We start from the raw sequence: 20,625 nt of genomic DNA, 5'->3' as shown, positions 1-20,625 counted from the left end.
CGCCGAAGCCCCCCCTTTACTCCTCTCCGCCCAGGCGGTGCAGCACGTCGTCCAGCTGGTCCAGCGTCTGGTAGTGGATGGTGATCGTCCCGCGCTGTCCCTGGGGGTTGATCGCGACCTTCAGCCCGATGCGGGCGGAGATCTCTTCCTCCAGATTGATCAGGTCAACGTCCTTCATCGCCGGGGCGGCGCCGGATCCGTCATTCGCGGCCTTGCCCTTCTTCGCCTTCGGCTGGTCGCCGCGCATGAGGTCTTCGGTCTGGCGGACGTTCAGGCCGCGCGTGACCACCTCGCGGGCGACTGCGGCCGGATCCGGGGCGGTCAGCAGGGCGCGGGCATGGCCTGCGGTCAGCGCACCGTCCTGCACCATCGACTTGACCGGATCCGGCAAAGCCAGCAAGCGCATCATGTTGGCGACATGGCTGCGGCTCTTGCCGACGGCGCGGGCCAGATCCTCCTGCGTGTGCTCGAACTCCTCCATCAGGCGGCGGTAACCCTCCGCCTCTTCGAGAGGGGTCAGGTCCTGGCGCTGGATGTTTTCGATCAGCGCGATTTCCAGCGCCTCGCGGTCGCTGAGATCGCGGATGATGACCGGCACCTCGTGCAGGCCGGCGATCTGCGCCGCGCGCCAGCGGCGTTCGCCGGCGATCAGCTCGTAGGAGTTAGCGTCCTCGGCATCGCGGCGGACCAGCAGCGGCTGCAGGATGCCCTTGTCGCGGATGGACTCGACAAGGCCGCTGATCGCCTCTTCGTCGAACTTCCGCCGCGGCTGGTATTTGCCAGGGTGGACGAACTCGATCGGCACCTGCTTGGACTGCCGCACCTTGTCGAGCGCCGAATAATCCTCGGTCGCCTCGCCGAACAGGGCGGAAAGGCCGCGGCCCAGGCTGGCGCGGCGGGCGCCCCCTTGCTTGGTGTCGTCGATCATGCGGTCAGTCTCTTCTCACGGCGCAGCACCTCGCCCGCCAGATGGATGTAGGCCTGGGATCCGGGGCAGCGCATGTCGTAGATCAGCACCGGCTTGCCGTGCGACGGCGCCTCGGAGACCTTGACGTTGCGCGGGATCACGGTGTCGTACACCTTCTCCCCGAAGAAGCCGCGGACATCCGCCGCCACCATGTCCGACAGGTTGTTGCGCTTGTCGAACATCGTCAGCACGACGCCGTGGATGTCGAGGTTCGGGTTGAAGGCGCGCTTCACCCGCTCGATGGTGCGGACCAGATGGCTGAGACCCTCCAGCGCGTAGAACTCGCACTGCAGGGGAACCATCACGGCATGCGAGGCGACCAATGCGTTCAGCGTCAGCAGGCCGAGTGCCGGCGGGCAGTCGATCAGGACATAGTCGTATTCCAGCGCGCTGTTGGCGACCGCCTCGCGCAGGCGGAACTCACGCCGCTCGGCGCCGACCAGTTCGATCTCGGCACCCGACAGATCGACCGAGGAGGTGATGATCGACAGGTTCGGCACGGAGGAAGGGGTGGCGGCATCCTCCAGCGACACGTCGTCGAACAGCACGTCATAGATGCCGACGCGGCGGTCGGAGCGCGGAATTCCGAGCCCGGTGGACGCGTTACCCTGCGGGTCGAGGTCGATCACCAGCACCCGCTTGCCGATGACGGCGAGCGCGGTGGCGAGGTTGATCGTCGTCGTGGTCTTGCCCACGCCGCCCTTCTGGTTGGCAATCGCAACCACACGGGCAAGGGGACGGGTGACGGCAGACATGGCAGCCTCTCGGGAGTCCGGTTGGCGGGAAGAGGGCGGGGGAACAACTGTGTCAGGCACGGTCTTCACGCACGCTCAAGGTGACTCACACGCAGGATGGTTCCGCTCGGATCGGTGCGGCTGTCAAATCGCTCAGGCTTCATTGTCCAATATTGCGTGGTGGCGGTCAATTCGTCGTCCAGCGCCGCGCCCTTCAGGAACAGGCACTTGCCGCGCGATCCGATGAAGGGATGAGCCCAGGCGAACAGGTCGGCAAGCGGCGCCAATGCACGGGCGGTGACGACATCGGCCTCGATCCCGGTGACGGTCTCGATCCGCTTGGTGTGAACGGTGACCGGCGCTTCGCAGACGCGGGCGACCTCGCGGAGGAAGGCGCATTTGCGCACATCGCTCTCGATCAGATGCACCTGCGGCACACCGAGGATGGCGAGCACCAGACCAGGGAAACCGGCGCCGCTGCCGAGATCGACCAGCACCCGTGTGCCCTCCGGCAGCAGTGGATGGAGCTGGGCGGAGTCGAGGAAGTGCCGCTTCCAGGCATCGGGCAGGGTGGAGGGGCCGACCAGATTGATCTTCGGCTGCCACTTGCACAGCAGCCCCTCATAGGCGATCAGACGGTCGAGCGTTTCACGTGAAACACCGGTGGCGTCCTGAAATGCGACCGCATCGAACCCACTCATTCCGCAGCCACCTCAGAGGAAGCCGCTTCGCGACGTTTCACATGACGGAGCAGGGCGACCAGAGCGGCCGGGGTCATGCCGGGAATGCGGGCCGCCGCACCTAGCGTCGCCGGACGCGACTGGCGCAGCTTCTGGCGAATTTCGGCGGACAGGCTGCCGATACCGTCGACATCGAGATCATCGGGCAGGGCGAGGGACTCGTCCTTGCGGAAAGCGCGGATGTCGGCCTCCTGCCGGCCGAGATAGCCGGCATATTTGCCGTCGATCTCCAACTGCTCGGCGATCTCCGGTGCGATCTCGCCCAGTTCCGGCCACAGCCGGGTCAGCGCAGCAAGGTCGATGTCCGGATAGCGCAGCAGGTCGGCGGCAGAGCGGCGCACACCGTCCTGGTTCACCGCGACCCCCTGGCGAGCGAGTTCGGCCGGAGTCGCCTGCAGCGAGGCGACCAGCGCGCGACCAGCCGAAAGCGCGGCACTCTTGGCGGCAAAGACGTCACGACGCTCGGAGCCGACGCAGCCGATGGCAACGCCCTTGTCGGTCAGACGTTGGTCGGCGTTGTCGGCGCGCAGCAGCAGCCGGTACTCGGCGCGCGAGGTGAACATGCGGTAGGGCTCGTTGGTGCCCCGGCCGATGAGGTCGTCGATCAGCACGCCGATATAGGCGTCGGCACGGTCGAGCACGAAGCCATTCCGGTTGCCGCTTGCTGCGAGTGCCGCGTTGATGCCGGCCATCAGGCCCTGGGCCGCCGCCTCTTCATAGCCGGTGGTGCCGTTGATCTGACCGGCCAGGAACAGGCGCGCTGCCCGGCGGGTCTCCAGCGTCGGCTTCAGTTCGCGCGGATCGACATAGTCGTATTCAATGGCATAGCCGGGGCGGATCATCACAACCTTCTCCAACCCCGGCATGCTGGCGAGGATGCCAAGCTGCACGTCGCGGGGCAGGGAGGTGGAGATGCCGTTCGGGTAGACGGTCGGATCGTCCAGCCCTTCCGGCTCAAGGAAGATCTGGTGCTTCTCCTTCTCGGCGAAGCGGACGACCTTGTCCTCGATGGATGGGCAATAGCGCGGACCGGTGCCGGTGATCTGGCCGGAATACATCGGCGCGCGATGCAGATTGGCGCGGATCAGCGCATGGGCCTCCCGCGTCGTCCAGGTGATCGCGCAATCGATCTGCGGCGTATCGATCCGCTCGGTCATATAGGAGAAGGGCGGGGGCGGGGTGTCGCCCGGCTGCTTCTCCAGCGCATCCCAATCGATGGTGCGGCCGTCGAGCCGTGGCGGCGTGCCGGTCTTCAGCCGGCCGAGCGGGAAGCCGAGCCGGGCCAGCGTGTCGGACAAACCGATGGACGGCGCCTCTCCGACCCGGCCGGCGGGAGTGCGTTCCTCGCCGATGTGGATCAGGCCGCGCAGGAAGGTTCCAGTGGTCAGCACCACCGCACCGGCGCGGATAGATTCGCCCGACCCGGTCACGACACCGGTGATCCGCTGCTCCGCATCGACGATTAGGTCTTCGGCACCGCCGGCTTCGATGAACAGGTTCTCCTGCTCGCCCAGCAGCGACTGCATCGCCTGGCGATAGAGCTTGCGGTCGGCCTGGGCGCGCGGGCCGCGAACGGCGGGGCCCTTGCTGCGGTTCAGGATGCGGAACTGGATGCCACCCCGGTCGATGGCCTTCGCCATCACCCCGTCCAGCGCATCGATCTCCCGCACCAGATGGCCCTTGGCCAAGCCGCCGATGGCGGGGTTGCAGGACATCTCGCCAATGGTTTCGACCTTGTGGGTCAGCAGAAGCGTGCGCGCACCCATGCGCGCTGCCGCCGCAGCCGCCTCACAGCCGGCGTGACCGCCGCCGACAACGATGACATCAAAGCTTCGCATGTGCGGGACCATAGCGGAATGGCGCGGGGGATCCAAGAGGCGGGGCAGGGATAAGTGGGGTGGGGTGGTTGCGGGATGGTGGAGTGGTCGTCCGATGCCCCCACCTTAATCCTCCCCCGCTGGGCGGGGGAGGAGATTGGTGCTGACGCGGGAGAGTGGCGGCAGTCCCTCCCCTGCGTGAGCGGGGGAGGTTAGGTGGGGGTCTAGCTCCGCAACGCGCCACACCCGCTGTTTCACGTGAAACACGCCCTCACTTCCCGATGCAGAAGTCCCGGAAGATCACGTCCAGCAGATCCTCCACATCCACCCGTCCGGTGATGCGCCCAAGCGCCCGGCTGGCGAGACGCACATCCTCGGCTGCCAGTTCGGGAAGCGGCGCATCCAGCGCACGCAACAGCGCCTCCCTGCACTCGGTCAGCGCCGCACGGTGACGGGCGCGGGTCAGGGAGGGCGCGCTGCCGATCGCAAGGCGGTCGGCGCTGAACTCCGTCAACTTCTCCTCCAGAGCCCTCAGCCCAGCCCCGGTCTGGGCGGAAACCAGGATCGGGGAGAGATCCGGCCGCAGGTCGATGGCCGTAGCAAGGTCGGTCTTGTTGAACACCACCACCGTGTCGCGGTCGATCAGGTCCAGCGTCGCCGGATCCAGGTCGGGCAGGGTGGTGGCGTCGAACACCGCCACCTTCACGTCGGCGCGCGCCGCCCGGTCACGGGCGCGGCGGATGCCTTCCTCCTCCACTTCGTCGGCGGCCGCCTCGCGCAGGCCGGCGGTGTCGGCCAGCACGACCGGATAGCCACCGAGGTCGAGATGAACCTCGATGATGTCGCGGGTGGTTCCGGCACGGGCGGACACGATGGCGGCGTCACGGCGGGCGAGGGCATTCAGGAGACTGGACTTGCCGGCGTTGGGCGCTCCTACGATGGCGATGTGCAAACCTTCGCGCAGCCGCTCGCCGCGGCCGCCGTCGTCGAGATGGGCGGCGATCTCGTCGGCCAATCCAGCGACCACCGGTCTGACCGCATCGGTCACGCCGCCTGGCAGATCATCCTCGGCGAAGTCGATGTCCGCCTCGATGTGGGCCAACGCCCGGGTCAGCCGCTCGCGCCAGGCATCATAGAGACGGCCAAGCGCCCCCTCCATCTGCCGCAATGCTTGACGGCGTTGGGCATTGGTCTCGGCATCGATCAGGTCGGCGACCGCCTCGGCCTCCGTCAGGTCGAGCTTGCCGTTTTCGAAGGCGCGGCGGGTGAACTCGCCGGGTTCGGCCAGCCGTAAGCCGGGCAGGGTGGCGAGCGCCTCGATCACGCCGGCGACGACGGCGCGGCCGCCATGCAGGTGCAACTCCACCACGTCCTCGCCGGTGAAGCTGGCGGGACCGGTGAAGCGCAGAACAAGAGCGTCGTCGAGCATGTCGCCGGTCCGAGGATCGCGCAGCTTGGTCAGCACGGCACGGCGTGGCGCAGGCAGGGGACGGCCGGTCAGCGCGGCGAGGGCGGACCCCGCCTCAGGTCCCGAAATGCGAACCACCGCCACACCGGATCGGCCGGGGGCGGTGGCGAGCGCAAAGATGGTGGTGAGCAAGTTGGTGGTGAGCATTGGGGGATGGATCAGCCGCGCTGCTCGGGTCGCAGCTCCCGCTGCTCCGTCGTCAGCATCAGCCGCTCGACGCGGCGTCCTTCGACCAGATGGGTCTGCAGAATTTCGTCCACGTCGCCGGTGCTGTGATAGGTGTACCAAACGCCTTCGGGATAAATCACCAGCGTCGGGCCCAGCTCACACCGGTCGAGACAGCCAGCTGAGTTGATCCTCACCTTGCCGTCGAAGCCGAGTTCGCGGGCGCGGGCCTTCATATAGTCGCGCAGCTTCTCCGAGCCGTGGGCGGCGCAGGATCCGCGCTTGTGCCCGTCGGGGCGGCGGTTGGTGCAGCAAAAAACATGGGCTTCGAAATACGGCTTCGGATCGGTCACTTTCTTCCTTCCTGCCCCAGGGCAGACGCCATCTGGGACCAAAACATCTTCTGCATCTGCTCCATGCCCTGAATACCGGCGGGAAGCCAGGTTTTCAGCATGGTCTCCGGGTCCATGGCCTGGAGGTTCGCACGCATCCGCTCCTGGATCTCGTGCATCATGGCATCCTGCATCGGCTTCACGTCGGGCAGGCCGAGAAAATGCCGGGCCTCGTCCGGGGTGCAGTCGATGTTGACGGTGATTTTCATGGGACCCCCTCCAGACCGGGAGCCGGGCACCGGATCCGGCACCGGTCCAGGCATTGGCCGTGTTGATTTTGGGGTTGAGCGCCGCGGCGGCTCATGCCCCACTATACAGATAGGATGCACTGGCGCAACGCCACCCCGGCGCCACCTATTGATTCACGACACACCAACAGATCGGACACCGCCATGCCCGCCACTCCGTTGGGCGCGAACCTGCTAGGCCGGGAGACGAGCCCCTATCTGCTGCAGCACAAGGACAACCCGGTGCATTGGATGCCCTGGGGACATGATGCCTTCGCACGCGCGAAGGCGGAGAACAAGCCGGTGCTGCTGTCGGTCGGCTATGCCGCCTGCCACTGGTGCCACGTCATGGCGCACGAGAGCTTCGAGAATCCGGAGATCGCCGGACTGATGAACGAGCTGTTCGTCAACATCAAGGTGGACCGGGAGGAGCGGCCGGATCTGGACACCATCTACCAGTCGGCGCTTGCGCTGCTGGGGCAGCAGGGCGGCTGGCCGCTGACCATGTTCCTGACGCCGGATGCCGAACCCTTCTGGGGCGGCACCTATTTCCCGCCGGCCCCGCGCTATGGCCGCGCCGGCTTCCCCGACGTGCTGCGCGGCATCGCCGGTACCTATGCCAATGAGCAGGACAAGGTCGGCAAGAATGTCGACGCTCTGAAATCGGCGCTCGCCGGAATGGGGGAGAACCGGTCGGCCGGTGCCGTCGATGCCGGGGTGCTGGATCAGGTGGCGCAAAGACTGCTGCGGGAGGTCGATCCGATCCATGGCGGCATCGGCACGGCGCCGAAGTTCCCGCAGGTGCCGCTGTTCGAGCTGCTGTGGCGGGCCTGGCAGCGCACCGGACGCGAACCGTTCCGCGAGGCGGTGACCCACACGCTCGCCAACATGGCGCAGGGCGGCATCTACGACCATCTCGGCGGCGGCTTCGCCCGCTATTCGGTCGACGAACGCTGGCTGGTCCCGCATTTCGAGAAGATGCTCTACGACAACGCGGAACTGCTCGACCTGATGACGCTGGTCTGGCAGGAGACGCGCGACCCGCTGCTGGAGACCCGCATCCGCGAGACGGTCGGCTGGCTGCTGCGCGAGATGATCGCCGACGGCGGCGGCTTCGCCGCGACTCTGGACGCCGACAGCGAAGGCGAAGAGGGACTCTTCTATATATGGAACGAGGAGGAGGTCGACCGGCTGCTGACCCCGGCCCTGGGCGCAGACGGGCTGGCGACGTTTAAGCGCGTTTACGAGGTGCTGCCCCAGGGCAATTGGGAAGGCGTCACCATCCTGAACCGGCTGGGCGGCCTGTCGCTGGCCGACGACGCCACCGAGGCGACGCTCGCCAAGGGGCGGGAGATTCTGCTGCGGGCGCGGGCCAAGCGGGTGCGGCCGGGTTGGGACGACAAGGTGCTGGCCGACTGGAACGGCCTGATGATCGCGGCACTGACCCACGCCGCCCTGGCCCTGGACGAACCGGAGTGGCTGGACGCCGCCGGCCGCGCCTTCGCCTTCGTCCGCGACCGGATGGGCACGGGTGGGCGGCTCTGCCACAGCTGGCGGCACGGGCAGGGCAAGCACACGGGCATGCTCGACGACTATGCCCATATGGCGCGCGCCGCCCTGGCGCTGCATGAGGCGACCGGGGATCCGGCGGCGCTCGATCAGGCCAAGCTTTGGGTGGCGGCGCTCGACGCCCATTTCTGGGACGGCGCCAACGGCGGTTATTTCTTCACCGCCGACGATGCGGAAGGGCTGATCGTCCGCACCAAGACCGCCCACGACAATGCCACCCCCAGTGGGAACGGCACCATGCTGGCAGTGCTGACCACCCTGTTCCAGCGCACCGGCGAGGATGCCTATCGCGAGCGGGCGGACGCGCTTGCCGCCGCCTTCTCCGGCGAGTTGACCCGCAACTTCTTCCCGTTGACCACCTTCCTGAATTCCGTGGAGTTGATGACGGCGCCGCTGCAGGTCGTCGTCGTCGGGCCGCCCAAGGCGGCGGAGACGGAGGCGCTGCGCCGCACCGTGCTCGACCATTCGCTGCCCAATCGCATCCTGACCGTGCTCGCACCGGGGGCGGATCTGCCCGCCAATCATCCGGTACAGGGGAAGGGGATGCGCGACGGGTCGGCCACCGCCTATGTCTGCCGCGGCATGACCTGTTCGGCGCCGGTGACGGCGCCGGCGGATCTGGCCGGTCTTCTGTCAAACAAGACCTGAACTTTGCGGGAGGAAACCATGGCGCGTCTTTCCATCGACAGCCCGCTGGGGCCCCTGATGCTGACCGGGGACGGATCCGCCCTGACCTCGGTCGGCTGGGGCCGCTTCGATCATGACGAGCCCGACGCGGTGCTGGTCGAGACGGCGCGCCAGTTGGAGGCCTATTTCTCCGGCCGGCTCCAGCACTTCGACCTGCCGCTGAAGCCGGCAGGGACCCCGTTCCGGCGGAGCGTTTGGGATGCCATGCTGGCGATCCCCTATGGCGGTACCGCGACTTACGGCGGGATGGCGAGGATGCTGGGTAGTGCGCCGCGCGCGGTCGGCGGGGCCTGCGGCGCCAACCCGATCCCGATCGTCATTCCCTGTCATCGGGTGCTGGCCAGCGGCGGAGCGCCCGGCGGCTATTCCGGCCATGGCGGGCTGGACACCAAGGCTTGGCTGCTGGCGCTGGAACGCCGGCATGCCGGCGTGGGCGAGGGCAACGGGGCGGCGGCGGAACAGTTCGCCCTGCTGTAAGGCTCACGCGAAATCCAACGATCAACGATAAGGGAAACCAAGCCACCATGGTTCACGCGATCCGCATCCACGAACACGGCGGGCCGGAGGTTCTGCGCTGGGACGAGATCGAGGTGAGGGAGCCCGGTCCCGGCCAAGTGCGGATCCGCCAGACCGCGGTCGGGCTGAACTACATCGACACCTACCACCGCTCCGGCGCCTACAAGCTGCCGGATCTGCCGGCGGTGATCGGCATGGCCGGCACCGGCGTGGTCGAAGCGCTGGGTCCGGACGTCACCACGCTGAAGGTAGGCGACCGGGTCGGCTACGCCATGTCCATCGGCGCCTATGCCGAGAGCCGCCTGATCGCCGCCGACCGGTTGGTGCCGCTGCCGAGTTGGCTCGACGAGCAGGCTACGGCGGCCACGTTGCTGCAGGGACTGACCGCACAATATCTGCTGCGCAGCACCTATGTGGTCCAGCCCGGCGACACCATCCTGGTGCAGGCCGCTGCCGGCGGGGTGGGACTGCTGCTGTGTTCCTGGGCGCGGCATCTCGGCGCCACGGTGATCGGCACCGTCGGGTCGGCGGAAAAGGCCGAGCTCGCGAAGGCCCATGGCTGCCACCACACCATCGACTACACCCGCGAGAGCTTCGTCACCCGGGTGAAGGACCTGACGGACGGGCAGGGCGTGCCGGTCGTCTATGACGGCGTCGGCAAGACGACCTTCCTGGACGGGCTCGACTGTCTGCGGCCGCGCGGGCTGATGGTGCTGTTCGGTGCGGCGTCGGGTGCGCCGGCACCGTTGGATCTGGGGCTGCTGGCGGCGAAGGGTTCGCTTTATGTGACGCGGCCGACTCTTGCGACCTACACCGCCAAGCGGGAGGATTTGATGGCGTCCGCCGCCGATCTGTTCGACGCGGTGAAGAATGGCGGGGTGACGTTCACGGTGAACCAGCGCTTTGCGCTGAAGGACACTGCGGAGGCGCATCGGGCGCTCGAGGCGCGGGCGACGACGGGGTCGACGGTGCTGGTGCCGTAAGGTTTCGGCTGGCGATTGCCCCCACCTTGATCCTCCCCCGCTGGGCGGGGGAGGAAATTGGACTTTTGTCGGCGTGCAGTCTTGTCAACGCTTTAACAGCAGTCCCTCCCCCGCCCAGCTCTCGCACAGAGCTTCGCTTTGTGCTGACGCGGCAGGCGGACCGCAGGTCCGCTGAGAGCGGGGGAGGTTAGGTGGGGGTCTAACCTTGCCCCCTCACTCCACCGCCCAGAGCGGATTCTTCATCTTCTTCAGCATCTCCGCATGGGCCGCGGCTTCCTCGTCGCTGACGGCGAAGACGCGGGCTTCGCGGAAGGGACGGTCGATGCGGACCGGGCCGGCAGATCCGCCCTTCGATGCCGGACTGCCGGCGAAGGACAGGCCGGTCTGTCGGCCGCCCAGCAGCTCCAGATAAACCTCGGCCAGCAGTTGGGCGTCGAGCAGCGCGCCGTGCAGGGTGCGGTTGGAGTTGTCGACGCCGAAGCGTTTGCACAGCGCGTCCAGGGTGGCGGGCGAACCGGGGAACTTCTGCCGGGCCATCAGCAGCGTGTCGATGGCACGGTCCTTCGGCATCACCGGGTAGCCGGCAATCTTCAGTTCCCAGTTCAGGAAGTGCATGTCGAAGGCGGCGTTGTGGATCACCAGCGGTGAGTCGCCGATGAAGGAGACGAAGTCGGCGGCCACGTCGTTGAACAGAGGCTTGTCGGCGAGGAATTCCGTGCTCAGCCCGTGAACTGCGAAGGCCTCCGGCGGCATGTCGCGTTCGGGGTTGAGGTAGACGTGGAAGCGTTCGCCGGTGGCGAGGTGGTTGACCAGCTCGATGCAGCCGATCTCGACCAGCCGATGGCCTTCCTCCGGCTTGAAGCCCGTGGTTTCGGTGTCGAGAACGATTTCACGCATGATGGATTTGCCCTGGTTGATAGCCGCGCGGCGGCCAATGCCTGCCCGGCCGAGATGTCACGTCCCGCACAATGCCTTGAAGCGCCCGCCGCGTCACCAGCCGACCGGCGCCGGTCGGTACGACATAGTCGGCACGCCGCCGCTTCTCAGCATCTGGCATCTGGCGAGCGAGGATGCCGGCGAACTTCTCCGCCGTCATGCCCGGCCGGGCGAGCACGCGGGCGCGCTGGACGGCGAAAGGCGCGGAGACCACGACGGTGGCATCGACCCGCCGCTCGCCATGCGTCTCGAACAGCAGCGGGATGTCCAGCACGGCGATCTTCGCACCACGGCGTGCCGCATGGGCGAGGAAGTCGCGCTGCGCCGCCTGGACCATCGGATGCAGGATGGCCTCCAGCCGCTTCAGCGCATCCGGATCGCGGAACACCGCAGCGCCAAGCGCCGGCCGGCTGACCGCCCCGTCGATCACCACGCCGGGGAAGGCGGCATCGATGACCGGCACCGCCCGGCCGCCGCGGCCGAGCAGCCCATGCACCACCGCGTCGGAATCGCAGACCGGAGCGCCCATCGCCTGCAGCATGCGGGCGGCGGTGCTCTTGCCCATGCCGATGGAACCGGTCAGGCCCAGCACGATCATGCCGGCACCTCAGCCTTCCAGAACGAAGCGGGAGAGTTCCGCCGTCACCTGCGGCTCGACGCCGAACCACGCCTTGAAGCCGGGGCGCGCCTGGTGCAGCAGCATGCCGATGCCGCCGGCCACCGGATTGCCGCGTGCCCTGGCCTCGGCCAGCAGCGGGGTTTCCAACGGCACATAGACGATGTCGTTGACGACGGCCGTGACGGGCAGGGCGCGCAAAGGCAGGTCCAGCGCCGGCTGACCGGCCATGCCCTGGGTGGTGGTGTTGACCAGCAGTGCGGCACCATCGAGCGCCGTTTCACGTGAAACCCAATCGACCACCGTCACGCCGCCGGAAAGCCCGACCGCGGCCAGATCCGCCACCAGCTCTTCGGCACGGGCACGGGTGCGGTTGACCAGACGGACTTCCGGCGCACCGGCATCGAGCAGGGCGACCACCACGGCACGGGCGGCCCCGCCGGCACCGATCACCACGGCCGGACCGCTCTCCGCCGTCCAATCCGGCTGCTCGGCGCGCAAATTCTCGATGAAGCCGAAGCCGTCGGTGTTGCCGCCCTCCAGCGCGCCGTCGTCGCCTACCACGATGGTGTTGACCGCCCCCATGCGCCGGGCGGTCTCGTCCAGACGGTCAACGGTGCGAAAGGCGATCTCCTTCAGTGGCACGGTGACGTTGCAGCCGCGAAAGCCCAGGGCGGGCAGGGCGCGGATCGCCTGCTCGGCGCGCTCCGGCGCCACCGCAAGCGGCACATAGGCGCCGTCGATCCCATATTGCCGCAACCAGAATCCATGCAGTCGGGGGGACCGCGAATGACCGATCGGCCAGCCCATCACACCGGCGACCTTTGCCTTGCCACTGATTGAATCGACCGTCGTCATTCGTTGCCAACCCCATGCACGCGCAGAAACCCGAGCAGCGGCAGCAGCGGCAGCCCGAGGATGGTGAAGAAATCACCCTCGACCCGCTGGAACAGCTGCGCCCCCAGCCCTTCCAGCTGATAGGCGCCGACGGAGTGCAGCACCTCGTCGCCGACCCGGTCCAGATAATCGTCCAGGAAGGATTCGGAGAAGTTGCGCATGGTCAGGCGGGCACTGTCGACCTTGTGCCACATCCGCTCGCCGTCACGCACCACCACGGCACAGCTGACGAGCCGGTGGGTCCTGCCGCGCAGGTCCAGAAGCTGCGCACGCGCCGCCGCCCGGTCTGCCGGCTTGTCGAACCAGCGCCCTTCGCATTCCAGCATCTGATCGGCGCCGACCACCAGCGCGCCGGGATGGCGGCGAGCAATGCGCTGGGCCTTCAGCTCGGCCAGGGCTTCGGCGACCGCATCGGCCGGGACGCCCTCCGCCCGGCCGGCGGCCTTCACCTCGTCCTCGTCGACCAGCGGCTTGTCGAGGATGGCGCTGACGCCGGCCTGCTCCAGCATCGCTGCCCGCGTGCGCGAGCCGGACGCCAGCACCAGAACGGGCGCACTCACGTTTTCTTTCCTTCCGGGCTGAAAGTGCCGCTCTGTCGCCGGGCCAGCAGCATCATGATCTCGGCGGCTGTCTCCTCGATGGAGCGGCGGGAGACGTCGATCACTGGCCAGCCGCGCCGGCTGAACAGGCGCCGCGCCTCCTGCACCTCGGAGCGCACCAACTCGGGATCGGCGTAGCTGGAGCCTTCGCCCTGGTTGAGCAGCTTCAGCCGGTTGCGGCGAATCTGGACCAGCCGGTCAGGGTCCTTGGTCAGCCCGACGATCAGCGGACGGGTCAGGAGATCGACCTCGGCGGGCAGCGGGCTGCCGGGTACCAGCGGGATGTTGGCCGCCTTGATGCCGCGGTTGGCCAGATAGATGCAGGTTGGCGTCTTGGAACTGCGCGACACGCCAATCAGCACCACGTCGGCCTCGTGCAGGTCCCAATTCGACTGTCCGTCGTCATGGGACAGGGCGAAGTCGACCGCGTCGATCCGGCTGAAATACTCGGCGTCCAGGACATGCTGGCGGCCGGGCTGGCGCTGCGATTCCACGCCCAGGAAGGCGGCGAGCGCGTTGATCAGCGGATCGAGCACGGGGATGCAGGGCACCTGCATCTCACGGCAGAAATCCTGCAGGCGGCGGCGAAGCGTCTCGTCGACCAGCGTGAACATCACCAGCCCGTGATTGTCCCGGATCCCCTCCAGGACGAGGTCGAGCTGGCGGTCGGTCCGCACCAGATTCCAGAAATGCTCGATCGGCCGAACGTCGTCGAACTGGATGACGCAGGCGCGCGCCACGCTGTTGATGGTCTCGCCCGTCGCATCGGACACGAGATGTAGGTGGAACTCTTTCATCCGTCCCCAACATTCTGTGGAGAACCCGGCCCAGATCTGTGGACAACCGGATCCGCCTGCGTTTCATCCCGACCGGGTGACTCCTCCTCCCCGATACGGCCAAGGGGAGGACAACTCCGCCGACCGCTTCGGAAGCTGGGAAGATCCGGCCCCGCCCGTGCTGTTATCCACGGGACTCCCGTTCGTCCAGCTATAGCATTTCAGCCGTTTCCCGGGGTAGTGCTCCGAATCGTCCACAGATCCGCGCACATGCCCGCACAAGCCCCCGGATCTGTGGATAGATTCCTGTGCCTCGGGGATCACCGTTATCCACAGCCATCCACCTCATCCTCTTCCTTTCTCCCTTTAAAAAATATAGTGAAGAAGAGGGGATAAACCCGTCCGAGATTCCGCGTCCGATTCCGTGTTGGAATCGCGGAATCCAGATCAGCATTCAGGGGAACGCACCGCCTTGTCCGATTCCAACTCCGCCGTCCAGAATCCGAAGTCTCCGCTGAAGCCGATGCTCGCCGCCCTGGCGGGAGAGGTGCGGACGCGTCCGCCCTTCTGGCTGATGCGTCAGGCCGGGCGCTACCTGCCGGAGTACAGGGAACTGCGGGCGAAGGCGGGCAGCTTCCTCGACCTCTGCTACAATCCCGACTTCGCGGTCGAGGTGACCTTGCAGCCGCTGCGCCGCTACGGCATGGACGCGGCGATTCTGTTCTCCGACATCCTGGTGGTTCCGCACGCCCTGGGCCAGCCGCTGGCCTATCTCGAAGGGGAGGGGCCGAAGCTGGATCCGGTCCGCAACGTCGAGGACCTGAAGCGCCTGTCGCGCGACCGCTTCCACGAGACGCTGGCGCCGGTCTACGAGACGGTGCGCCGGCTCTCCACCGCGATCCCCCGGGATACGACGCTGATCGGCTTTGCGGGGGCTCCCTGGACCATCGCCTGCTACATGGTCGAAGGCGCGGGGTCGAAGGAGTATGCGCATGTCAAACGCTGGGCCTACGGCGACCCGGTGGGATTCGCCCAGCTGATCGATCTGATCGTGGATGTCACCGCCGATTATCTCTGCCGCCAGATCGAGGCGGGGGCGGAAACGGTGCAGCTGTTCGACAGCTGGGCCGGCGTCCTGCCGGTCGGCGAGTTCCGCCGCTGGGTGATCGAGCCGACGCGGCGGATCGTCGCACTGGTGAAGGCCAAGCATCCGAACACGCCGATCATCGGATTCCCGCGCGGGGCCGGCCACGCCTATGAGGATTACGTCGCCGATGCCGGCGTCGATGCCGTCGGGCTCGACACCACCGTCTCGCCGGTGTGGGCCGCCCGTACGCTGCAGCCCCGCCTGCCGGTGCAGGGAAACCTCGACCCGATCATGCTGGCCACCGGTGGCAAGGCGCTGGAGACGGCGACCCGCGACATCCTGGAGGCGTTGGCCGACCGGCCCTTCGTGTTCAACCTGGGTCATGGCGTGATCCAGTCCACCCCACCCGATCATGTGGCGGCGCTGACCCGGATCCTGCGCGAATGGCCGGACCGCGGCTGACGGCTTTTTCGGCGGCAGGTGCCAAAGGGTTGAAAAAGCGACGGCGGGGGTCTGGACACAAGCACGGCGACGCTCCAGTTTAGCGGGCACCATGATCCAGCAACCTCCCCAGACATCCGCCTCGCAATCCGTCCCGGGCGGCCGGCCGCGCCGCGTGGCCGTCGTGCTGTTCAACCTCGGCGGTCCCGACGCGCCGGAATCGGTACGGCCTTTCCTGTTCAACCTGTTCGCGGATCCGGCCATCATCCGGCTGCCGAACCCGTTCCGCTTCCTGATCGCCAGCCTGATCAGCGGGCGGCGGGCGAAGCCGGCGACTGAGATCTACGCCCAGCTCGGCGGGAAGTCGCCGCTGCTGGAGAACACGGAGGCCCAGGCCGCGGCGCTGGAGGCGGCGCTGGAGGCGGATCCGGGGGTGGACCGGGGGGCAGATCCGGCCGCGGATGGCGCCGAGACCAAGGTCTTCATCGCCATGCGCTACTGGCACCCGATGAGTGCCGAGACTGCAGCCCGGGTGAAGGAATACGACCCGGATCTGGTCGTTCTGCTGCCGCTCTACCCGCAATTCTCCACCACCACCACGGCGTCCAGCGCCAAGGTCTGGCACGAGGCGGCGAAGACCGTCGGGCTGACGGCGCCGACCCGGCTGCTGTGCTGCTACCCGACCCAGGCCGGCTTCATCGACGCGTCGGCCGCCCTGATCCGTCCGCTGTACGAGGCCGCCAAGGCGCACGGTACGCCGCGCGTCTTGTTCTCCGCCCACGGACTGCCGAAGAAGGTGGTGACCTCCGGCGACCCCTATCATTGGCAATGCGAGCGTACGGCCGAATCCATCGCCGCGGCGCTGGGCATCGAGCATCTGGATTGGGTGAACTGCTACCAGAGCCGCGTCGGCCCGATGGAGTGGATCGGCCCCAGCACCGACGCCGAGATCCGCCGCGCCGGCCAGGACGGTGTGCCGATCCTGGTGGTGCCGATGGCCTTCGTGTCGGAGCATTCCGAGACGCTGGTGGAGATCGAGATCGAATACCGCCATCTGGCCAAGGAAGCCGGGGTTCCGCACTTCACCCGCGTTCCGACGGTGGGGGTGCATCCCGGCTTCATCGACGGGCTGGCCCGGCTGGTGCGGCAGATGGTTGCGGGAAAGGCGACGGTCTGCGCCCAGAACGGTGACCGGATCTGCCCGTCCAACTTCCCCGGCTGCCCGCAGGCGCGGCGCTGAACCGCAACGGCCGAACCGCAAAGAAAGAGGGGACACGCCCGGTGCTGTACGAATGGATCAAGGCGCTGCACGTCATCAGCATCATCGCCTGGATGGCGGGGCTGCTCTATTTGCCGCGCCTGTTCGTCTACCACTGCGAGGTGCCGGCCGGATCGGACACGTCGGAACGCTTCAAGGTGATGGAGCGCCGCCTGCTGCGCGCCATCATGAACCCGGCGATGATCGCGGCGTACGTGTTCGGCATCGCCATGATCGTGCTGACGCCGGAATGGATGAAGCAGGGCTGGCTGCACGCCAAGCTGCTGTTCGTCCTGCTGCTGACCGCCAGCCACATGATGATGGCCAAGTGGCGCCGCGAGTTCGCCGAGGACCGCAACCCGCGGCCGCAGCGCTTCTATCGCATCGCCAACGAGGTGCCGACCCTGCTGATGATCGGCATCGTCATCTTCGTGATCGTCAAGCCCTTCTGACCGGCGGTACGTGATCGAACAGTCTTCCACACCCTGGAAAAAGCGGAATCCGCGACCGGCGCGGGTTTCGCTTTCGTTTGACTTGCGCGCGCCGATCCGATAACCATGTCAGGACCACGGGGTTTTCGCCCCGCGGCCTCCCACGCCCACATCTGCCGATCCGACGCTCTGTTCTTGAGCCGGGCCTGGTGGCTGGCGACCCGCTCCCGTGCGACCATTTTCCGGACGCCCTGGCGCGCGATCGTCAAAGCGCCACCCGCTGCCCACCCGACGCGACCGCGTTGCGGCTCCCGCCGCCTCCAACCGCCGTCCGCCGGGGTTCCAGGCACTTCCCATCCCCTTAGGGTCACCTCCCCCGCATGACGATTTCACAGGCAATCCGATGCATCTCCAAGAGCTGAAGTGCAAAAGCCCCGCCGAACTGCTGGCGTTCGCGGAGGAGCTGCAGATCGAGAACGCGAGCACGCTGCGCAAGCAGGACATGATGTTCGCGATCCTGAAGCAGCTGGCCGAGAACGACATTCCGATCTTCGGCGACGGCGTTTTGGAGGTGCTGCAGGACGGGTTCGGTTTCCTGCGCTCGCCGGAAGCCAACTATCTGCCGGGTCCCGACGACATTTACGTCAGTCCCAGCCAGGTGCGCCGCTTCGGCCTGCGCACCGGCGACACGGTGGAAGGGCAGATCCGCTCGCCCAAGGACGGTGAGCGCTACTTCGCCCTGCTGAAGGTCAACACCATCAATTTCGACGCGCCCGAGAAGGTCCGTCACCGCATCAACTTCGACAACCTGACGCCGCTCTATCCGGAAGAACGCATCCGGATGGAGGTCGAGGACCCCACCAAGAAGAACCTCACCGGCCGCATCGTCGACCTGGTGGCGCCGCTCGGCAAGGGGCAGCGCGGGCTGATCGTGGCGCCGCCGCGCACCGGCAAGACGGTGATGCTGCAGAACATCGCCCACTCGGTCGCCACCAACCACCCCGAAGCCTATCTGATCGTCCTGTTGATCGACGAGCGTCCGGAAGAAGTGACGGACATGGCCCGCTCGGTCCGCGGCGAGGTCATCAGCTCCACCTTCGACGAGCCGGCCACCCGCCACGTCCAGGTCGCGGAAATGGTGATCGAGAAGGCCAAGCGGCTGGTCGAGCACAAGCGCGACGTGGTTATCCTGCTGGACAGCATCACCCGTCTGGCCCGCGCCTACAACACGGTGGTGCCGAGCTCCGGCAAGGTGCTGACCGGCGGTGTCGACGCCAACGCCCTGCAGCGGCCCAAGCGCTTCTTCGGCGCCGCCCGCAACGTGGAAGAGGGCGGGTCGCTCACCATCATCGCCACCGCGCTGATCGACACCGGCAGCCGCATGGACGAGGTGATCTTCGAAGAGTTCAAGGGCACCGGCAACTCGGAAATCGTGCTGGACCGCAAGCTCTCGGACAAGCGCACCTTCCCGGCCATCGACATCTCCAAGTCGGGCACCCGCAAGGAGGAACTGCTGGTCGACAAGGGCACCATGTCGAAGATGTGGATCCTCCGCCGCATCCTGATGCCGATGGGCGTGACGGACGCGGTCGACTTCCTGGTCGACAAGCTGAAGCATACCAAGTCGAACAACGAGTTCTTCGAAAGCATGAACCAGTAAGGTGCCATGCCGGATCCGCCCCCTCCTTCGGGAGAGGGGCGGCACAGAAAAAGGGCGGGGGCCTTTCGGCCACCCGCCCTTTTTCATGGTCTCTCCGTTAGATCGGTTGGATCAGAACGGGGGCTGCTGCGGCTGCTCGGCCTGCTGGGCCGACTGGCGATGGTACAGCTCGGCGAAGTCGATCGGGTTGATCATCAGCGGCGGGAAGCCGCCTTCGCGGGTCGCGCTGGAGACGATGGCGCGGGCGAACGGGAAGATCATCCGGGCGCCTTCGATCATCAGGACCGGGCGATGATGCTCTTCCGGCAGGCCGGGGAACTGGAACAGGGCGCCATAGGACAGCTCGACCAGGAAGGCCACGGCCTCGCCCTGGCGGGCTTCGCAGCGCAGGTTCAGCGTCAGCTCGTAGATGTCTTCGCCGACCTTCTGACCCTGGACGTCGACGCCGATGTTCACCTGCGGCTGCGGCTGGTTGGGCAGCAGGCTCTGCGGGGCGTTGGGGTTCTCGAACGAGAGGTCCTTCACATACTGCGCGAGGACATGCATCGGCAGCGAGGACGCCTGCTGCTGCTCGGCGCCGTTGCTCATCTGATCGGACATAACGGACTCCTAATCGCCGGCCTTCCTCCCGGCCCGGGTCCCGGCTTGGAACAGGGCAGGGGCGGCGGGCCGACCCGGATGTGAGGTGACAGGATTTGGTTCGCGACGGTTGTGCCTTCGCCCAATGGGCTGGCTATCACGGATCGGCTGTCCTGCCAACGGAAACCGCCAGCAATCCTGCGGCTCAGCGCCGCTCATCCGGGCGGTGCTTCCCCCATTGGGAATCGGTCAGCCGCGGCGCGTCGGCATCCTCCTTTCCGTCACCCGTTCCGCCCTCACCGGGGGTGACGTCCTGGTAATCGGCGTCGATCACGCCGGGCGCAGGGCGGAAGGGATCGTCGGCGCGGCGGGCATCGCCGGGTCCGAAGCCCGGTTCGCCGAAACCACGGCCCGCCGTGCCGCCAAAACCGCCGCTTCCGAAGCCGGGCCGCCCGCCGGCGGCGGTCCCTCCCATAGTGAAGACCGGCATGCCGGCGCCGATCCGGCCGAGCAGCCAGCGGCCGATGCCCCGGCGCAGCGGGCCGATCAGCAGGACCAGCCCCAGTATGTCGGTCAGGAAGCCGGGAATGATCAGCAGGATGCCGGCCAGAACGGCACAGAAGCCGTCCAGCACCGTGCCGATCGGCGCCTCGCCGCGGGCCGCCGCGGCCTGCGCACGGGTCAGCGACGACAGGCCCCGGTGGCGGACCAGCAGCACGCCCACCACCGCCGACAGGGCGAGAAGCCCGATGGTCGGCCCGGCGCCGATCCAGTCGCCGACCTGGATGAATCCGACGATCTCCAGGATCGGCAGAAGAAGGATCAACAGCAGGGGATTCATGGTGTCCTTGCTCTTCGGGCTCGCTGCCCCTATCTAGGTTTGGATAGGTCGTCCGGTCGAAAGGCCGGCGGCTCCATCCGGGATGGCGGTTTCTGACGGGCAAGCAACACGTAATGCCGCCCATCCGCAAGGTCCAGGGGTGGGGCAGGCGGTGACGCCGCGGCCGCAGCCGGATCTTTCATCGGATCCGCCGTCTCAAGGCCGCTTCCGCAGGTCAAATAGCTCAAGTCGTTGGAAGG

The 20,625-nt window shown here is 67.2% G+C and carries 21 protein-coding genes; 7 read left to right on the top strand and 14 right to left on the bottom strand.

Annotation, left to right across the window (positions count from 1 at the left end):
- Positions 1–16: 16 nt before the first annotated feature.
- The 7 genes from J2Y49_RS00595 to J2Y49_RS00565 form a co-directional block, all read right to left on the bottom strand.
- Positions 17–928 carry a ParB/RepB/Spo0J family partition protein gene (locus J2Y49_RS00595; protein ID WP_310110854.1) on the bottom strand — a complete coding sequence of 304 codons (912 nt, stop codon included), beginning with the start codon at positions 926–928 and terminating at the stop codon, positions 17–19.
- Entirely contained in the window at positions 925–1,722 is a 798-nt protein-coding gene (locus tag J2Y49_RS00590) for a ParA family protein (protein ID WP_149223754.1), read from the bottom strand. The genes J2Y49_RS00595 and J2Y49_RS00590 overlap by 4 nt, the downstream gene beginning before the upstream one ends.
- A 65-nt stretch (positions 1,723–1,787) precedes the next feature.
- Positions 1,788–2,402, bottom strand: a complete 615-nt coding sequence (gene rsmG / locus J2Y49_RS00585) for a 16S rRNA (guanine(527)-N(7))-methyltransferase RsmG (protein WP_310110851.1) — start codon at positions 2,400–2,402, stop codon at positions 1,788–1,790.
- Positions 2,399–4,279 carry a tRNA uridine-5-carboxymethylaminomethyl(34) synthesis enzyme MnmG gene (gene mnmG, locus J2Y49_RS00580; protein WP_310110849.1) on the bottom strand — a complete coding sequence of 627 codons (1,881 nt, stop codon included), beginning with the start codon at positions 4,277–4,279 and terminating at the stop codon, positions 2,399–2,401. The genes rsmG and mnmG overlap by 4 nt, the downstream gene beginning before the upstream one ends.
- Before the next feature lie 250 nt (positions 4,280–4,529).
- Positions 4,530–5,873: a tRNA uridine-5-carboxymethylaminomethyl(34) synthesis GTPase MnmE gene (gene mnmE, locus J2Y49_RS00575; protein ID WP_310110847.1), complete on the bottom strand. Its 1,344-nt coding sequence runs from the start codon at positions 5,871–5,873 to the stop codon at positions 4,530–4,532.
- A gap of 11 nt (positions 5,874–5,884) precedes the next feature.
- Positions 5,885–6,244 (bottom strand): (2Fe-2S) ferredoxin domain-containing protein, encoded by a 360-nt coding sequence (locus J2Y49_RS00570; RefSeq protein WP_310110846.1) that lies wholly within the window; start codon positions 6,242–6,244, stop codon positions 5,885–5,887.
- Positions 6,241–6,492, bottom strand: a complete 252-nt coding sequence (locus J2Y49_RS00565) for a DUF6489 family protein (RefSeq protein ID WP_310110845.1) — start codon at positions 6,490–6,492, stop codon at positions 6,241–6,243. The genes J2Y49_RS00570 and J2Y49_RS00565 overlap by 4 nt, the downstream gene beginning before the upstream one ends.
- Positions 6,493–6,675: 183 nt before the next feature.
- Here J2Y49_RS00565 and J2Y49_RS00560 point away from each other — a divergent pair, with 183 nt between their 5' ends.
- The 3 genes from J2Y49_RS00560 to J2Y49_RS00550 are packed head-to-tail and all read left to right on the top strand — an operon-like array spanning position 6,676 to position 10,265.
- Positions 6,676–8,727 carry a thioredoxin domain-containing protein gene (locus tag J2Y49_RS00560; protein WP_310110843.1) on the top strand — a complete coding sequence of 684 codons (2,052 nt, stop codon included), beginning with the start codon at positions 6,676–6,678 and terminating at the stop codon, positions 8,725–8,727.
- A gap of 18 nt (positions 8,728–8,745) precedes the next feature.
- Positions 8,746–9,243 carry a methylated-DNA--[protein]-cysteine S-methyltransferase gene (locus J2Y49_RS00555; RefSeq protein ID WP_310110842.1) on the top strand — a complete coding sequence of 166 codons (498 nt, stop codon included), beginning with the start codon at positions 8,746–8,748 and terminating at the stop codon, positions 9,241–9,243.
- Between the two features lie 47 nt (positions 9,244–9,290).
- Positions 9,291–10,265 (top strand): quinone oxidoreductase, encoded by a 975-nt coding sequence (locus J2Y49_RS00550; RefSeq protein ID WP_310110841.1) that lies wholly within the window; start codon positions 9,291–9,293, stop codon positions 10,263–10,265.
- 213 nt (positions 10,266–10,478) lie between these two features.
- On the opposite strand, the gene dnaQ is transcribed toward J2Y49_RS00550, so the two are convergent.
- From dnaQ to J2Y49_RS00525, 5 genes are read right to left on the bottom strand one after another with little or no spacing between them, the layout of a single operon-like run.
- Complete coding sequence (gene dnaQ / locus J2Y49_RS00545) at positions 10,479–11,162, bottom strand: DNA polymerase III subunit epsilon (protein ID WP_310110840.1); 684 nt, start codon at positions 11,160–11,162, stop codon at positions 10,479–10,481.
- The gene (coaE, locus tag J2Y49_RS00540) at positions 11,155–11,799 is read right to left on the bottom strand and encodes a dephospho-CoA kinase (RefSeq protein WP_310110837.1); all 645 of its coding nucleotides are present in this window, start codon (positions 11,797–11,799) and stop codon (positions 11,155–11,157) included. The genes dnaQ and coaE overlap by 8 nt, the downstream gene beginning before the upstream one ends.
- Before the next feature lie 9 nt (positions 11,800–11,808).
- Complete coding sequence (locus J2Y49_RS00535) at positions 11,809–12,675, bottom strand: shikimate dehydrogenase (protein ID WP_310110836.1); 867 nt, start codon at positions 12,673–12,675, stop codon at positions 11,809–11,811.
- Complete coding sequence (locus J2Y49_RS00530) at positions 12,672–13,223, bottom strand: Maf family protein (protein ID WP_409017793.1); 552 nt, start codon at positions 13,221–13,223, stop codon at positions 12,672–12,674. Before J2Y49_RS00530 ends, J2Y49_RS00535 begins: the two co-directional genes overlap by 4 nt.
- 47 nt (positions 13,224–13,270) lie before the next feature.
- Positions 13,271–14,110, bottom strand: a complete 840-nt coding sequence (locus tag J2Y49_RS00525; RefSeq protein WP_149223742.1) for a pyruvate, water dikinase regulatory protein — start codon at positions 14,108–14,110, stop codon at positions 13,271–13,273.
- 502 nt (positions 14,111–14,612) lie between these two features.
- On the opposite strand from J2Y49_RS00525, the gene hemE reads away from it, so the two are divergent.
- The 4 genes from hemE (at position 14,613) to rho (ending at position 18,966) form a co-directional block, all read left to right on the top strand.
- Positions 14,613–15,638, top strand: coding sequence for a uroporphyrinogen decarboxylase (gene hemE / locus J2Y49_RS00520; protein WP_310113277.1), 1,026 nt, complete (start codon positions 14,613–14,615; stop codon positions 15,636–15,638).
- 91 nt (positions 15,639–15,729) lie between these two features.
- The gene (gene hemH / locus J2Y49_RS00515; protein WP_310110833.1) at positions 15,730–16,857 is read left to right on the top strand and encodes a ferrochelatase; all 1,128 of its coding nucleotides are present in this window, start codon (positions 15,730–15,732) and stop codon (positions 16,855–16,857) included.
- A gap of 41 nt (positions 16,858–16,898) precedes the next feature.
- Positions 16,899–17,327 carry a protoporphyrinogen oxidase HemJ gene (gene hemJ, locus J2Y49_RS00510; RefSeq protein WP_310110832.1) on the top strand — a complete coding sequence of 143 codons (429 nt, stop codon included), beginning with the start codon at positions 16,899–16,901 and terminating at the stop codon, positions 17,325–17,327.
- A 382-nt stretch (positions 17,328–17,709) separates the two neighbouring features.
- Positions 17,710–18,966 (top strand): transcription termination factor Rho, encoded by a 1,257-nt coding sequence (rho, locus tag J2Y49_RS00505; protein WP_310110831.1) that lies wholly within the window; start codon positions 17,710–17,712, stop codon positions 18,964–18,966.
- A 111-nt stretch (positions 18,967–19,077) separates the two neighbouring features.
- Here rho and secB read toward each other — a convergent pair whose 3' ends face one another.
- Positions 19,078–19,566: a protein-export chaperone SecB gene (secB, locus tag J2Y49_RS00500; protein WP_063635637.1), complete on the bottom strand. Its 489-nt coding sequence runs from the start codon at positions 19,564–19,566 to the stop codon at positions 19,078–19,080.
- 184 nt (positions 19,567–19,750) lie between these two features.
- Positions 19,751–20,386: an FxsA family protein gene (locus tag J2Y49_RS00495; protein ID WP_310110828.1), complete on the bottom strand. Its 636-nt coding sequence runs from the start codon at positions 20,384–20,386 to the stop codon at positions 19,751–19,753.
- Positions 20,387–20,625 lie beyond the last annotated feature (239 nt).

This window comes from Azospirillum sp. BE72 (assembly GCF_031455875.1).
In the GTDB taxonomy this organism is placed as follows: Bacteria; Pseudomonadota; Alphaproteobacteria; order Azospirillales; family Azospirillaceae; genus Azospirillum.
This window is presented reverse-complemented; position numbering and strand designations above follow the sequence as displayed.